Genomic DNA, 15,849 nt, shown 5'->3' on the forward strand with positions numbered 1-15,849 from the left:
CGGTTGCTATGGCGTGCCTTGTCGTATGGATGGGCTCAAAGCTCATCCCGGCGGCATTTACCCCACATCCGGGAGGCTCGGGGTCTGGAGTCGTCCGACCCCTTTGTCCCGACCGGCGGGTGAGTCCGATCAAGGTGCCGGGCATCGAAGATGCGAAGGCAGTAGCCTTTCACGATGGCCGGCTCGTGACGCTGGACGGTAGCGGGCGGTTGTGGTCCTACTATGTCGAGGATGCGACAACCTGCGACGGGCATGTCGTCGAAATGAAGCCTGCCCGCTACGTAACGGATAGTGGCGACGCTGTCTCTGGAATGGCTCGCATCGTCAATTCGGGCTATGGAGCTGTCGGAATCACCGGCAACGGCACGCTTGTCACATGGGAGCCGTCCGAGGGCGGGCATATGTGCGGCTCCGGATTCACTGGAGGGATCTGCGGCGCCTTTCTGAAGCAAAAGATCACCGACGTTTTCGATGCCTCGGAAAGCGCGTCGCATTTGCTCGTGGTCACGAACGACGGACGTGTTCTCAGTGGCGGAATGAACGATTGCGGACAGCTGGGTCGCGTAGGACATGGTTCCCCGCCGCACGGCCTGTCTATGGGTACGATACCGGGGCTCAGCTATATCGTTGCCGTGGCTACCGGCAAGCGAAGCAGTATGGCGGTCGCCCGGGACGGCAAAGTCTGGACATGGGGCAATCTCTCTCATCCCCTTATAGGGTCCCCGGCCCCTTCGGCACCAACAGCAGACTTCATCTACTGTGGTCGACAGCTGTCAGGCCCTTCCGAAGCTGCGAATACAACGCCAGCGACGGTGCCCGGTCTTCCTCCCATCGTTGCGATTTCCAGCTTCCACGGATTCGATCTCGCGCTAGATCGGCAGGGGCGCGTATGGGGCTGGGGCTTCAACGACTGCGGACAGATCGGGGACAATCCATCATCACTGGGGCATTTCCAGGAGAAACCTGCATTGATCGACGGCTTGCCGCCCATCGCAGCCATAGCCGCCGGTGCAAGGCACGCGCTCTACCTGAGCGTGGATGGAAGTGTCTGGGGGACCGGCGACAACGAATTCAGTCAGTTGGCCATGCCCAAGGGCCTCCCAACGAATCGTCCGATCTGCATCTCCAGCACGCGACGCGCCGGAGTGGACGGTTATTTCGAGAAGCCGCACCGCATCGAAGGCTTCGGTCGCGCAATAGCGGTAGCGGCCGACGATAGTCATAGCGCTGCCATCGACGCCGAAGGTCATGTGTGGACGTGGGGCCGCTCGCCCTGACCGTGGGCAGGAACCTGAGGCTGCCGCATGCGTACCCGTCGATTACCCCTGCTATCTTGGCCGACACGGCCGCCCTGGCCAAGGTGCGGCAGCGGTTGGGGGGTGAGCTTGCCCGTGGTTGAGACGCTGAAACCGTGATGCCAAGGTCCGCCTGCCTCCGGAGTTTGCTGATCAAGCGCGTATGCGATAGCACGCAACGCGTCTATGCCTGCATGCTTGACGACCGCGGATTTCTTGGCAAGGCGGCGGTGTTTAGTCGCCTGCCTGAATCCATCGGGTGCTTCCCGGTACGTCGTCGGACGCGATGACGTCTGCTCACTCGGGCTGCGTCGGCTTGATCATGCCGTATGAGGTTCCATCGTAAGACACGATGCGCGTCTCGACGGATGGAGGCGAACATGATTTCGGAGGGAACGCTTCTGACCAATCGCAGTCGTGGCAGCGTGGAAAGTGAATGTTACGCACACCGAAGGCGCGTACACCTTCGGCTAAGGTGTGGTATTCCATATGATGAGCTCGACATCAAACCACATAGTGTCGGCATCGGTACTTCCTGCTGAAGGAGACAACAGACTGACAATCCATTGGTCGGCTTGAACTGGATCGCGTTGGCACGACGATCGAGAAAGATCGGTATCCGTCTTATGGATGGCTTCCGCCACGGTATCGATCACAGATGAGTCGCAAGCGAGAGGATCGTCTCCCTTATTGGACGAATTCGCTGACGAAAGCGCCGCGTAGAACACGACAGCCAGAAGTGCCCAACGGAAAGAATTGACCGATATCTTCGGCGTCCCCTCAGCGCAACACCGGATCAATCACCACCGAATGCAGCCCATCCCGCCGCACGTAACCCGGCCCGTACTGCACGACCTTGCCATCCTTCAGCACCACGGCGTAATCGGTATGTCCGAGCGACATCCGCGTCCGGTGGCGGTCGAGATAATTGAGGACTTCGAAGTCACTTACCGTACGGATCGAATCCGGACGGCCCAGCATCGCCATGACATCGCCCCGGCTGGCCCCTACGTCGATCTTCGTGATCTTGTGACCGGTCGTCTGGCAGCCGGTCGCCACGACCGCAAGCACGGCCGCACCTATCATCCGTTTCATAGATTGTCCCCTGTTTGAGCCATTGTAGCCTTCACGGCGCGCACTTGGCACGCGTTAAAGGGGGTGCGAGAATGCAAGCCGTACAGGGGGAAATTCACAAAACGCCCGATCCATCGCCGGCTCGCTCCGGTGGTGGGTTCGCGTCGTCAGGCCCAAGGCGGGCCGCCTCCCCCTGCGCCTGGCGAAGGGATTTGAGGTGCAGGTCGAACGTTCGGTAACTCTGGCGACAACGTCGTCCGTTGCTGCGGCTCGTAGGGGCCAGATGTTCCTATGGCACAGAGCGTTTCGTCAGTGCTTACACATCGTCCTGGGCCTGCTTGCCGTGCTGTGCGCGCATGCCGCGCACGCGTCACAGGTGGTCTCCCTGGGCCAGTTGTTCGCCCTCGCCCATGACAGCGAGCCCGGCTACGACGCCGCGCGCGCCAACCTGGCCGCCGCCCGGGCGCGGGAACGGCAGGCCTATGGCGCCATGCTGCCCCAGATATCCCTTACCGCGAGCAGCAACGGCAATGGACGCCGCTACAAAACGCTCGATACCCAGACCTCCACCTTGCACGACCGCTACCACGCCCATACCGGCCAGGTGAGCCTGAACCAGCCGCTTTGGCGGCGGGCGAACGTCGTCGCACTTGAACAGGCCGGGAGCGCTGCCGAGCAGGCCGACTGGCAGCTGGCCGATACCGAGCAGCAGCTTTACGCGAAGCTCGCCAGCAGCTGGTTCGACCTGATGGAAGCGCGCGACGCGGTCGACTTCAACGCGGCGCAGCGTGACGCGCTCAAGGCGCAGTGGGATATCGCTCGGCGGTCCGCCGAGCTGGGCGCGAAATCGATACCCGAAGCTGACGATGCGCGGGCGAAATACGAGCAGGCCGATGCGGACGAACTCTCCGCCGAGATGGACGCCCAGACCAAGGTCGCAGCCATCGAACCCTGGATCGGCAGCGCCGACGGATTGGTGCAGCCCTGGCTGCGCGAGGACGCGCACATTCCGGATCTGCTCGGCGACGATGAGGATGCCTGGGTAGCCCAGATCGACGACCATTGCCCTGCTCTTCGCGCCGCCACGGCAGCCATTGCCGCCGCCGATGCGGAGATCGCCAAGCAGCGCGCCGGGCACCAGCCCACGCTTGATATCGTCGCGACCTATGGCAATAACGATCAGGACGTCGGCAACTTTCCCGGCCAGCCGGGTTATCGGATCCGGACGCTCACGATAGGCCTGCAGCTGAACGTGCCGCTCTACTCCGGTGGCACCCAATCGGCCAAGGTCGTCGAGGCGCTCGCGCTGCGCGATAAGGCCCGCGACGATTACGAATCCGCCCGCCGGCAGGCCGTGCTGAACGTGAAGACGGCTTTCCTGAGCTGGCGTGCCGGGCGCGCACGTGCGCTCGCCGCGAAGACGGCCATCGACGCCTCCCGGCGTGCGCTTTCGCTCGCCACGCGGGGTACCGCCCATGGCGTGCGCACGGAAGCCGATGTGCTTTCCGCGCGTCAGCAACTTGCGGCGGCACGGCGCGACAGGCGCAAAGGCAGCTACCAGCAGCTCACGGCCTTCATCAAGCTCAAGTCCACGCTCGGCGACCTTACCGGTACCGATATAGACGAACTCGATGCGCTGTTCGTTGGCACCCGGGACGACCGCGACGACGTCACCGCGATAGCGGCGGATACGACACCATGAATGCCCTTCCCGAAACATCGACGCACGTGGTTTCCGCCTGGGACCGGTTCGTCACCGCCCGTTCGTCGGATGTGTTTTGCGATGCATGGCTCACGCTAATCTGCGAGCGCTTCGCCGCGATCCGGCATGCTGCCGCGCTGGTAGAAGCGGCCGACGGGAAGAACTACGTGCCGATTGCGGTATGGCCGGAAGCCGATGCCGATATGTCGCGCATGAGCGCGGCCGTCGGCCAGGCGCTGGGCGAACGGCGCGTGGTGATCGCGCCGGATCCGGAAGCGGCCGAACGTCTCCATGTGGCCGTGCCCGTGTCGTCGAACGAGCGCGTGGCTGGCGCGGTCGTCTTCGAGATCGTGTCCGATGCCGGCATCGTGCCCATTCTCCTGCGCGAGGTGCACTGGGGCAGCGCGTGGCTGTCGAACCTGCTCGGCAAGCGCGACCACGATTTGGCCATCGAGGCCGGCGAACGGGCTACCGGCATCGTGCATACGCTGGCGGTCACCTTGCGCCACGCGCGTTTCCAGCAGGCCTTGTTCGACCTGGTCAACGAGCTCCGCCGGCGCTTTGCCGCCACCCGCGTTGCGGCCGGTATCGTTCGCGAGGCCGAGGTTAGCCTGGCGACCTTGTCCGAGGCTGCGACGTTCGAGCGTTCGTCTCCCGTGGTGCACGCCTATCGCGATGCCATGGCCGAAGTGCTCGATCTTGCCCAGGCTATCGCCGCGAGTGGCGATGCAGGTGGATACCGCGCCCACGCCGCCCTTCTGCGCCGGACCGGCGCAGCCCATGTGCTTTCGGTGCCGATCGTCCAGCAGCACCGGATCGTGGCCGTGCTGACCTTCGAGCGCGAAGAAGCGTTCGCCGAAGACGAGCGCCGCTGGATTGATACTTTCGCGGCACTCATCGCGCCGGTGGTGGAGCAGCGCCTGCTTGCCGAACGCAGTTCGGTCGAGCGCATGAAGGACGAAGCGCGGCGCGTGTGGGGCGCTGTCGTGGGACCACGCCATCTCGTCTGGAAGGCAATTGCCGCCCTGGTAGCGCTGGCGATCGTCGTGCTCGTCGCCGTGCCCGTCGACTACCGGATCTCCGCGAAGACCGTGACGGAAGGTCAGGTCCAGCGCGTCGCGGCGGCTCCCTTCGAAGGCTTCCTCGCCGAAGGGCTGGTGCGTGCCGGCGACACCGTTAGCAAGGGCCAGGCACTCGCGCGCCTCGACGACCACGATCTGCGCGTCGAGCGGATTCGCTGGGCCAGCGAACGCGACCAGTACGACAACAAGCTGCGCGAGGCGATGGCACAGCACGACCTCACGGCGATCCGCGTCACCGGCGCCCAGCTGGCGGAAGCGCAAGCGCAGCAGGATCTGCTCGACGACAAGATCGAGCGGGCCACGATCCGCGCGCCTTACGACGGCGTGGTCGTGTCGGGCGATCTGGCGCAGCAAGCAGGAACGCCGGTCGAATCCGGCAAGAAGCTGTTCGAGATCGCGCCGCTGCACAGCTACCGCATCATCCTCGAGGTGGACGAGCACGACATCGCGCCGCTGCGCGACGGCCAGTCCGGGCGGCTGATGCTCAACGGCCTCGCCGGCGGTGCCCTGCCCATCCGGGTCATGAAGATCATGCCGGTGGCCACCACGAAGGACGGGAAGAACGTCTACCGTGTCGAGGCTTCGCTCGTAGATCCCGACAAGCGCCTGCTGCCCGGCATGGAAGGCGTGGCCAAGGTGGGCGTGGGTCGGCGCCAGCTGGGCTGGGTGCTGCTGCATACGGCGATCGACTGGCTACGCATGCAGTGGTGGAGCTGGGGCCTCTAGCGGTGACGCGCACGCCCTTCAGCCCCGGCTGGCACAGCGTCGCGGAACTGAAGCCGCGCCTGATGCCGTACGCCACGGTGCAACGGATGGTGTTCCGGGGCCGGCCTTGGTACGTGGTCCAGGACCAGACCGGCGGCAAGGTCTATCGGCTTACGGCCGCCGCGTATGCTTTCCTCGCGGGCATGGACGGCAAAACCACGGTGCAGGCCTTGTGGGAACAGGCGAACGCATCGGATGCGCGGGACGCCTGCACGCAGCCGGAAGTGGTCGATCTCCTCACGCGCCTGCATGCCGCGGACCTGCTCCAGGCCGACGCGATGCCCGATTCGGCCGCACTGCTCGACCGGCACCGCAGCAAGCGCACCGAGACGATCAAGCAATGGCTCATGAACCCCATGAGCCTGAAGATTCCGCTGCTCAATCCCGATCGCTTTCTCACCCGTTTCGTACCATATGTGGGCTGGTGCTTCGGTCCGTGGGGCGGGGCGCTGTGGGCGATCGTGGTGCTGCCCGCCCTGTTCCTTGCCGGTGAACACTGGAGGGACCTCACGGAGAACCTGTCCGACCGCGTCCTCTCCGGCAGCAACCTGATGGTGATGGCCGCCGTGTACCCGGTGGTGAAGCTCTTGCATGAACTCGGCCACGGCTTCGCCACCAAGCGTTGGGGTGGCGCCGTGCGCGAGCTGGGCCTGATGTTCCTGATTTTCGCGCCCGTGCCCTATGTCGAAGCCTCGTCATCCTCCGCCTTCCCTTCGAAGTACCAGCGCGCCCTGGTCGCCGCCGCGGGCATGCTGGTGGAACTCTTCCTGGCTGCATTCGCCTTGCACGTCTGGCTTGCCGCCGAGCCGGGCATCCTCCGTGGCGTAGCCTTCAATGTCATGGTGATCTGCGGCGTTTCCACTTTGGTGGTCAACGGCAACCCGCTGCTCCGCTACGACGGTTATTACATCTTTTCCGACCTGATCGAAATCCCGAACCTCGCCCAGCGTGGACAGGCGTGGTGGACCTACCTCATCGATCGTTACGGCTACGGTTCCATCGAGGCCCTGAGGCCCGACGAAACGCCGTCCGAACAACGCTGGCTCACGGCGTATACGCCCCTCGCGTTCTGCTATCGCTCCATCGTCACGGTGTCGGTGATCTTCGCCGTTGCCAACAAGTATTTCGTGGTGGGTGCGATCATGGCCATGTGGAGCGCCTGGGGCCTGTTCGGTGCACCCCTGCGCAAGGGCTGGAAACACCTGTCCACGTCCGGCTCGCTGCATCGTGTGCGTCAGCGGGCGATGCGCCGGACCGCCTTTTTCATCGGTGGCCTGGCCGTCCTCCTGGTCTTCGTACCGGTGCCCATGCACAGCCGCTCGCTTGGTGTGGTGTGGCTGCCGGACAAGGCCATGCTGCACGCCGGCGGCAACGGGTTCTTCGTCCGCTGGCTCGTTGCCCCGGGTGCGGCCGTCCATCGTGGTGAACCCCTATACCGCCTGGAAAATCCGCAGTTCCGCGCCGATGTCGCCGTGGCCCAGGCGAAGCTGGACCAGGCGCAGGCACGCTACGACGCAGAACATTTCACCGACCCGACCAAGGCGGCCATCTCCGGTCGCCAGCTCGAAGAGGCGCGCGAGAGCCTGACCCGTTCCGAAGAGCGGTTGGCGCGGCTGACCGGGTATGCGAACGATGACGGCACGCTCGTGGTGGCGACGCCCCAGGACATGCCCGGGCGTTACTACAAGCAGGGCGAACTGCTCGGGTATGTCCTGCAGGAACGCGAGCTGATCGTCCGCACCGTGGTCCAGCAGGACGATATCGATCTCGTCCACGGCCGCCTTTCTGGTGTGGCCCTGCGGCTCGCCGATTCGCTCGACGACACCTGGAGCACGCGCATGCTGCGGTCGTTTCCCGGCGCGGTCGATGAGCTCCCGACGGCGGCCCTCGGCCTCAATGCCGGCGGCACCATCGCGACCAACCCGAACGACACCAACGGCGTGAAGACGATCCAGCGCGTCTTCATCGTGGACCTCGAACTCCCCCAGGGGGCGGCGCCGCAGTTCGGGGAGCGGGCGCAGGTGCGTTTCGATCACGGCAACGAGCCGCTGGCGATACAAGGCCTGCGCCGATTGCGCCAGGTATTCCTGAGTCATTTCAATGTCTGACGTGCGCGCCTTGCTCGCCGGGCGCGATGTGGAGCTTGGCGACGGCCCCTATCTCGAGCGCATGGATGCCAAGCGCTCGGCGTGGGAGGAGCGCCTGCGCATTTGGCTGGCGAAGTTGCCGCGCCTGGACGGCCGCGCGACGCGCCGTTTTATCGCGGCGACCAATGCGAAAGAAGACGCGACGCGGGTGATGGATGACGACACCCTGCGCGCGCAGCTGGCCGCCGAGGCGCACCGAATGCACCATGAAGGGTTCACCGACGAACGGTTGGCTGCCTCGTTCGCGCTGATTCGCGAGGCGTCGCGGCGCACCCTGGGCATGCGCCATCACGATGTCCAGTTGATGGCGGGCCGAACCCTGCTGCAGGGACGCCTTGCGGAAATGTCCACCGGCGAAGGCAAGACGCTGGCGGCAACGCTTGCGGCCTGTTCGGCGGCCGTCACCGGCGCGGCTACCCATGTGGTCACGGTCAACGACTACCTCGCCGAGCGAGATGCGGAACACAACACACCCCTGTTCGACTATCTGGGACTCTCCGTTGGCGTTGTCCTGCAGGACATGTCTATCCCCGATCGCCGCACAGCGTATGCCTGCGACATCACCTACGTGTCGAACAAGGAACTCACGTTCGATTACCTGAAGGACAGCATTGCCTTGGGCGATTCCTCCCGCACGCAGCAACGCCTCAGGGAGTTTGCGGGCGGTCGCGCCGCCGAGGCACCCATCCTTCGTGGCCTGCATATCGCCATCATCGACGAAGCGGACAGCGTGCTGATCGACGAAGCGAGTACACCGCTGATCATTTCCGAAACGCTGCCCGACGACCTGGATCCGAGCGTCTATACCCGGGCCATCGAACTGGCCGGAGCGCTCGAGGAAGGCATCCACTTCCGGCGCTCGCAGCACCGGGATGTCTGGCTTACTCCCCTTGGCAAGACCGAAGCCAAGGCCAGGGCCTCCGAATGGGATGGCTTGTGGCGGTCGACCATGTGGCGCGAGGAATTCATCCAGAAAGCGCTCTCCGCCATTCACTGCTTCCATCGCGACCAACATTACATCCTTGCCGAGAACAAGGTGCAGATCGTCGATGAATCCACGGGCCGTGTCATGGCCGACCGCACGTGGGAGCGCGGGTTGCACCAGATGATCGAATGCAAGGAAGGCTGCGAGATCACCGGACAGCGGCGCACCCTCGCTCAGATCACTTACCAGCGCTTCTTCGGCCGCTACCTCATGCTCTGCGGCATGACCGGAACGGCCCAGGAGGTCGCGAGTGAGGTCAAGGGAAGCTACGACCTCTCGATTACGCGTATCCCCACGCACAAGCCGAGCCGCCGCCGGCGGCTCGCCGATACCGTGTGCCGTCAGTCGGAGGAGCGTTGGCAGGCCATCGCGTCGAGGGCAGTGGAGATGGCGGCCCAAGGGCGTGCCGTGCTCGTCGGAACGCGATCAGTGGAAGCGTCTGAACGGCTTTCTGCGTTGTTCGAGGAACTGGGCATAGACCACGCGGTGCTGAACGCACGGCAGGACGCCACCGAGGCCGAGGCCGTTCGCGCGGCCGGTGCCGCCGGAAGAATCACGGTCGCCACCAACATGGCGGGCCGGGGCACGGACATCAAGCTGACCAGCGAAGCCGAGGCGGCGGGCGGCCTTCATGTCATCCTCACCGAGTTCCATGAATCGGCGCGCGTCGACCGTCAGCTGTTCGGGCGATGCGCACGACAGGGTGATCCTGGCACCACGGAGGCGATCGTGAGCCTGGAAGACGACCTCTTTCAGCGTTTCGCGCCGCTCGCGCATCGTGCAGCGCTTGAACGCCTCGCGCCTGCGCGCGCGGTCAGTGGCCAGGTGGTGCGTCGCTACGTCACCTGGCTTCAGGACCGCGCCGAGCGTCACTATCGCCACCAGCGCGTCGCCACGCAGAAGCGCGACGCGGAATGGGTGCGATCGCTGGCCTTCGTGGGCAAGAGCAAACGCTAACGCGCGCGCGGTATCCTCACTCAAACACCACATCCCCATCCACCCTACCCTCATCAATCCGCCCAAACCGCATGATGAGAATCCCAGTGGCAATCGTTGCAATCGCAGCGCAACTCAATGTCGCCGATAGCCCGACCGAGTCCACGGCGCGGCCGCCGACGAACGCACCGAACGCAAAGCCCATCTGGAGGATGGAAACGAACATGGAACTGGCGCTTTCGAGCTCTTTGGCCGCGGCACGGGCCATGAAACCCTGAGTCGCAATAGGCAGCGCACCAAAGGCAAAACCCCATGCCAGCACGGCGATGGACGCCACGGTTTGAGACTGTCCGCCCAGCGTGAGCGCAAGCACCGAAAGGCCCAGTGCCGCGGCAGCCCCGGCGTAGGTGAGCCGCGGGCCGCGCTGGGATAATGCCCCGCCGACGAAGTTGCCAACGAAGCCTGCAACGCCATACCCGAGCAACAGCGAAGAGAGCACCGCAGGCTGCATCTTCGTCACGTGCTCAAGGAACGCCCCCATGTACGTGTACGCGGCGAACTGGCCGGCGAAGGCGAGGAAGCACGCCAGCAAGCCGAGACGTGCACTGGGGATACGAAAGATGGCGGCGAGGTGCCGCATGGTGACCACTTCCGAGGGCGGTAGCCGCGGCAGAAGCGTGACCTGGGCGACGAGCACAAGCATGCCAAATGCGGCAACGCTTTCGAACGCAGTACGCCACCCAAAGGCACTGCCGATCAACGCACCCGCCGGCACGCCGACCACGGAACCCAGGGAAATACCGGCAAAGATGATCGAACTCGCCCGCCCCACCGATGCCGATGGAACAATCTTCCCCGCGACGATGCTACTGATCGCCCAGAAGGCACCGACATCGATACCCAGCAGGACGCGACCGAACAAGGCGACGCCCAGGTTGGGCGCATAACCGACGACCAGATTCGAGATCACCAGCAGCGCACTGAGCAGGCATAGGATGATGCGCCGATCCATGCGCCGCGCGCCGAGCATTACGGCTGGGGCCGCGATGGCCGCCGCGAAGGCAGGCACGGTCATCATCAGGCCGGTGGCTCCATCGGATGAGCCGAAGTCGGCCGACATCCTGGTAATGAGCCCGACCGGGATGAATTCGCTGGTAACCAGGGCGAACGTTCCAAGGGCAACCGCCCCTACCGCCATCCACTCGCGCGTCGTGGCGTGCGGCCCGGTGGCGGGCCGACCAGCTTCAGAAGACATGGTATTTCCAGCAAGAGGCCCCAGCTGGGGTAGCCGCGGACCTGTTATGTAGTAAGAGCTACATAATCTATGCCCGGCTCAGGTGCCGGTCAAGAAAAATCTGTATTATTCGCTACACAACCTATTGGAGGCGGTTATGGCTGGCGGCAGACCGCGCGGCTTCGACATCACCCAGGCGCTCAACCAGGCCATCGACGTATTCATGGCCAAGGGTTACGACGGCGCCACCCTGGCGGACCTGACCAGCGCGATGGGTATCAATCCGCCGAGCTTCTACGCGGCGTTCGGCAGCAAGGAGGGCCTCTTCCGCCAGGTCGTGGCCAGCTATGGCGAAGAACGCGATATCTTGCTGGAAAGCGCCCTGTCCGCTCCTACCGCCACGGAGGCCGTGGAGCGCTTCCTACGCGAAAGCGTCGCCGACCAGACCCGCTCCGACCGTGCCCATGGCTGCCTGTATATCCAGGGCGCCCTTGTGTGCGGCACCCAGGGCGAGCAGGTGCGTGAACCACTGACCAAGGCCAGGCTCGCGGGATACAAGCCGCTCGCGGCACGCTTCAAGGTGGCCCAGTCCACCGGAGAGATCGCGCCCGAGGTCGATCCGGATTCGCTTGCGCGGTATGTCTGCGCGCTGGTGCACGGCCTGGCCGTACAAGCGGCCAGCGGCGCCACGCGTAAGCAACTGTGCTGCGTGATTGAGATGACGATGAACACATGGGCGGCCACGATCGCTGGCACCCCGGGAAAGAAAGCGCGCAGCAGCACCTAGTCGCGTCACTGCGGCAGCGGCTCCGCCATGGCTACGGGCCGGAATCCATATCGCGGCAGATCTGCCTGGGCGGCTGGGCTCATGGCATACAACGCAAAGCGATACGCGGAAGCCAGTCGCACCGGATCGTTATCCCGCAGCACCACGCTCATTCCATAGTCGACCGGAATGGCGAGGTCGGACGGTACCTCGACCTTGGTCAGTGCCGGATTAGGCGTCGCGTTATGCGAGCTGCAGTAGCCGAAGAAGACGTCCACCTGGTGGTGTTCCAGGAAGTAAGTCACTGCATCGCCGCCTCCCGGCACCTTGGTCGGCACGGCACCGCCCACAAGCTTCTGCGCGCGGGACTCGAGCGCCGCCTTCGCGCCCGGACGAACGGTCTCGGCCTTCGCGAAGAATGCCCAGGCGTAGTCGCCACCCGGATCCGCGCCGGGTGTGGACGTACCGATGCGAACACCGGGCGCCATCAGGCGATCGAGCAGATTGGCGCTCGTGTAGCCCGCACCGGGCAGCGTGGTGACGCAAAGGGAGTTGCGGGTGAACACCACGGGAAGGGTAGCTTTCCCCTCCCCTGCAAGCTTCGTGGGATGCGCCATGTTGGCGGAGACATAGACATCCACAGGCTCACCCTTCTCAATGCGCTCCCGTAACACGCCAGCCGGGCCGTTGACGATGCGTACCGGTTCGCCAGTTGCCTGCGTATATGACTTCGCAATATCGGCGAGAACGCCTGTGAGGCTGCCCGCGGCGTAAACCGTCAGCGTCCGGGGCGCCTCGGCGGCGCCGGTGACGAGCGGAGCGAATAGCATGGCGGCGGCAACCGTGACGACCATCGTTCTCATAGGAGATCCACTTGTACGGAAGCGCGGACGGTTCGCGGTGCGCCCAGGGTACCGGTCGCGCTGCCGGCTGCGTTGTAGCCGTTCTGGCTGGCCGGGGTGACATTGGCCCAGTAATGGCGATTGGTCGCATTATCCACGGCGAGGCGGAACGTGACCGGCCAGCCCTGGAATCGCGTCTGGTATCGGCCGCCAATATCCGTGACCGTATAGCCCTTGACGAAATACGTGTTCGGGAAATCACCGGCGCGCTTCGTTGCGTGGTTCACGTTGAGCGTAAACGTTAGCCCCTGCACCCACGGCATCCGGTATTCCAGCAAGGTGTTGTAGACGACGCGCGATAGCCCGAGCACCTGTTTCCCTTCCGTGGTGGTCGAACCGGTGTGGTACAGGCGCGGGTCAAGCAGCTGGGCACCGGCAAATACCGTGAGGTCACGGGTAATGTCGCCGTTGGCGGTGAGCTCGATGCCGCGATTCACCTGCTCGCCGCGGTTCGCATAGACATTGTCCGCGCCGATATAGGCGTAGGGCCGTTTGATCCGGTACAAGGCCACGCCAAGGTCAATCGTGGTGACGCGTGCCTTGTAGCCCGCCTCCCACTGCTTGCTGCGGTAGGGCGAAAGGCTTTCATTGACATTGGCCGTGCCGGCCGGCGCGATATCGCCTTGCTGCAGGCTGTCGGCATACGTCACGTACGCCATCTGCGTCGGCGTCGGCTTGAACATCACGCTGGCCGTGGGGCTCATGCCATGCGCGTCATACGACGACGTGGTGGCGCCCTGCTTGCTGTAGTTCCGCACATGCAGCCAGCTCTGGCTGCCGGCGACCAGGGCGGACCACTGGTCGTCAAAGTGGATCGTGTCGCCAAGCGTGACGGACTGCTGCTTCGTATTCATCGAACGATAGCGGTGTGCGAAATACGGGAAATTCGTCGGCTTCGCGAACGCCGTGGGCTGGGCGAGGCTCGCCCGTCCCACGGTTACCGCACCCGTATTGAGCGGCGTGTAACGGCTCCAGTAGAAACCGTTGTTGGCGATCAACAGGTCGTGGGTCCACGGACCCGTTTCGACCTTGCCGTTCAGGGCGACCATGTTGCTGACGATCATGTCGTAGCTGTACGTGGTGGTCGCCGCGGTAGTCGTGTAAGCGCCTGCCTGGGTGGTGAGCGTATTGGTCGGCACGGTCGAACGGCGATCGTTCGATTCCTTCAGCACCCCTGCCCTTAGCGTCCAGTTCTCGCTCAGCGCGCTGCGTAACCGTGAGCTCAGGATACGCGTGATGTTGTCGTCACCGCCCCAGGTCTGCCCATAGCCGTCGCGCTTCGCATCCGGCGCCGACGGCAGCGTGACACCCCTGCCCAGCGCGAACGTGCCGGGGAATCCCGTCGAGGTGTAGTGGTAGTAACTGGCATCGTTCTCGAGCACCGTATGCTCAGCCAGCTTCACGTCGAAGCCCACCGTACCCATGCGGCGGGCCAGGCGGCTGCCCTTCACATAGCCCGGGCCGTTCTGGTCCAACAGGTTGATGCGGTAGCCGTAGCGGTCGTCCGCACCGAAATGCCCGCCCAGGTCGGTATGGACCAGGCCCGAGGCGCGCGAGTTATAGCGCACATCGAACTCACGGAGTGGCGCATCCGTGGGGCGCTTGAAGACGTAATTGAACGTTCCGGCCGGGCTGGCCGGTCCATACAGCGCGCCCGCCAGGCCATTGAGCACCTCGATCTGTTCGAACTGTTCGATCGGGTAATCCGTCGTGGCGGCGATATTCAGGCCATCGATTCGGGTGTTCTGGACGACGCCGGCCTGCATGCCGCGGGTCTGGGGGCGGATGTTTTCGCCTTGCACCGTCGGCAGGAACCGGAAGGCCTCGCGCACGCTTTGCAGCTGCTGGTTGCGCGACAGGTCGTTGTTCACCGATTGCACGGAGTAAGGCGTATTGAGCGGAGCAAGGTCACCCAATGGCCCCATGCCCACCGACTCGGTGCGGTACGAGGCCTGCCCTGCTTCAACCGTATACCCCTCCAGATCGGTCTTCCGTGGCGCCTCCTGCGCACTGACAGCGCCGGCCGCTCCCGCCAGCAGCAGCGGCCATGCGATAGCTTGATACGACTTCATGAACTTACTCCGGCTTAGACGACCCAGGCCCAGCATCCCCGGGCCGGGAGGCTCGCCGCTTGCATGGTCCGGGAGGACGTACGTGCAAGTCTTGCGGAATATAGTTCGGTATATAGCGATTCGTGAACCCCGCCGCCGACCCGAGCGCTGGCCCGGTTGAGGAACTCCTGGGCGCCATAGGCATCCATTGGATGGAACAGGAGCCACAACCTCGGGGAATCAGGGATGACAGCATGGCGACAAGACATATCCTCCCGGCGGATCGCGGCTACGGCGACAGCCATTGCATTACACCTGGCTGCGCTGCTCATCCTGTTACGGCCCGGTACCGCCCACGTGCTGCCGGCGTCCACAGTCGATACGGTGCCATCGCCCCTTCAGGTAACGCTCTTGCCGCGCCCGCGACACGTTACGTCGCAGCGATCACGGCACGACGTAGGCAAACGGTCACCTGACGCTACTCCGACCGCCCGACGTAACCGGCCAACTCCGCCGGCAGCGTCGGTCGTCGCGTCTCCCGCTATTCCCTCCCCTGATTCGCGTACCGAAGAACACGAATCAACGAATGCCGTCGAACACATGGGCGATGGCGGCTTCGCAGCCCGTCTCCAGGACGCGCAACAAGCGCAAGGCCTACACGGCTTGCCGGGCTCTGGAATTCAACGCGCGCCAGGCATCCGGATGACCGATCCGAGGGACCAGGGCATCGGCGCGGTGATGCGCAACACCCAACGCCTCTTCGGCATCACCAACAAACATTGTATCGATGTCGAAGCCTGGCAGCGGCTTAGCCCGCAGGAGCTTGTTGAGCGTCACGTCACCCCCGCCGACGTGCGCGCGGCTAATGAGAAGTACGCATGCAACCGACCGCTTGGGCTGTCGTTTTAAC

General features: G+C 64.3%; 11 protein-coding genes. 7 read left to right on the plus strand and 4 right to left on the minus strand.

The genetic code is table 11. The features are described from left to right. Nucleotides 1-119 precede the first annotated feature (119 nt). Nucleotides 120-1,277, plus strand: a complete 1,158-nt coding sequence (locus ACZ6YI_RS08695; protein WP_465778287.1) for an RCC1 domain-containing protein — start codon at nt 120-122, stop codon at nt 1,275-1,277. A gap of 798 nt (nt 1,278-2,075) precedes the next feature. Here the strand turns inward: ACZ6YI_RS08695 and ACZ6YI_RS08700 are convergent. Beyond that, complete coding sequence (locus tag ACZ6YI_RS08700) at nt 2,076-2,390, minus strand: hypothetical protein (RefSeq protein WP_465778288.1); 315 nt, start codon at nt 2,388-2,390, stop codon at nt 2,076-2,078. A gap of 196 nt (nt 2,391-2,586) precedes the next feature. Here ACZ6YI_RS08700 and ACZ6YI_RS08705 point away from each other — a divergent pair, with 196 nt between their 5' ends. Genes ACZ6YI_RS08705 through ACZ6YI_RS08720 form a run of 4 tightly spaced genes read left to right on the plus strand, consistent with a single transcriptional unit; the run spans nt 2,587 to nt 10,007 of the window. Beyond that, on the plus strand, nt 2,587-4,071 hold the full coding sequence (locus ACZ6YI_RS08705) for a TolC family protein (protein ID WP_465778289.1): 1,485 nt from the start codon (nt 2,587-2,589) through the stop codon (nt 4,069-4,071). Beyond that, nucleotides 4,068-5,879, plus strand: coding sequence for a GAF domain-containing protein (locus tag ACZ6YI_RS08710; protein ID WP_465778290.1), 1,812 nt, complete (start codon nt 4,068-4,070; stop codon nt 5,877-5,879). The genes ACZ6YI_RS08705 and ACZ6YI_RS08710 overlap by 4 nt, the downstream gene beginning before the upstream one ends. Before the next feature lie 2 nt (nt 5,880-5,881). Further along, complete coding sequence (locus ACZ6YI_RS08715; RefSeq protein WP_465778291.1) at nt 5,882-8,026, plus strand: hypothetical protein; 2,145 nt, start codon at nt 5,882-5,884, stop codon at nt 8,024-8,026. Then, entirely contained in the window at nt 8,019-10,007 is a 1,989-nt protein-coding gene (locus tag ACZ6YI_RS08720; protein WP_465778292.1) for a preprotein translocase subunit SecA, read from the plus strand. Before ACZ6YI_RS08715 ends, ACZ6YI_RS08720 begins: the two co-directional genes overlap by 8 nt. Nucleotides 10,008-10,023: 16 nt before the next feature. On the opposite strand, the gene ACZ6YI_RS08725 is transcribed toward ACZ6YI_RS08720, so the two are convergent. After that, entirely contained in the window at nt 10,024-11,241 is a 1,218-nt protein-coding gene (locus tag ACZ6YI_RS08725) for an MFS transporter (protein ID WP_465778293.1), read from the minus strand. 136 nt (nt 11,242-11,377) lie between these two features. Here ACZ6YI_RS08725 and ACZ6YI_RS08730 point away from each other — a divergent pair, with 136 nt between their 5' ends. After that, nucleotides 11,378-12,007: a TetR/AcrR family transcriptional regulator gene (locus tag ACZ6YI_RS08730; RefSeq protein WP_465778294.1), complete on the plus strand. Its 630-nt coding sequence runs from the start codon at nt 11,378-11,380 to the stop codon at nt 12,005-12,007. Between the two features lie 5 nt (nt 12,008-12,012). Here ACZ6YI_RS08730 and ACZ6YI_RS08735 read toward each other — a convergent pair whose 3' ends face one another. Together ACZ6YI_RS08735 and ACZ6YI_RS08740 are read right to left on the minus strand one after the other, a co-directional pair. Continuing rightward, nucleotides 12,013-12,849, minus strand: coding sequence for a substrate-binding domain-containing protein (locus ACZ6YI_RS08735; RefSeq protein WP_465778295.1), 837 nt, complete (start codon nt 12,847-12,849; stop codon nt 12,013-12,015). Next, the gene (locus ACZ6YI_RS08740) at nt 12,846-14,960 is read right to left on the minus strand and encodes a TonB-dependent receptor (protein WP_465778296.1); all 2,115 of its coding nucleotides are present in this window, start codon (nt 14,958-14,960) and stop codon (nt 12,846-12,848) included. Before ACZ6YI_RS08740 ends, ACZ6YI_RS08735 begins: the two co-directional genes overlap by 4 nt. 681 nt (nt 14,961-15,641) lie before the next feature. Here ACZ6YI_RS08740 and ACZ6YI_RS08745 point away from each other — a divergent pair. Next, complete coding sequence (locus tag ACZ6YI_RS08745; RefSeq protein ID WP_465778297.1) at nt 15,642-15,848, plus strand: hypothetical protein; 207 nt, start codon at nt 15,642-15,644, stop codon at nt 15,846-15,848. Nucleotide 15,849: the final 1 nt, after the last annotated feature.

The organism is Luteibacter sp. NPDC104163, assembly GCF_055584245.1.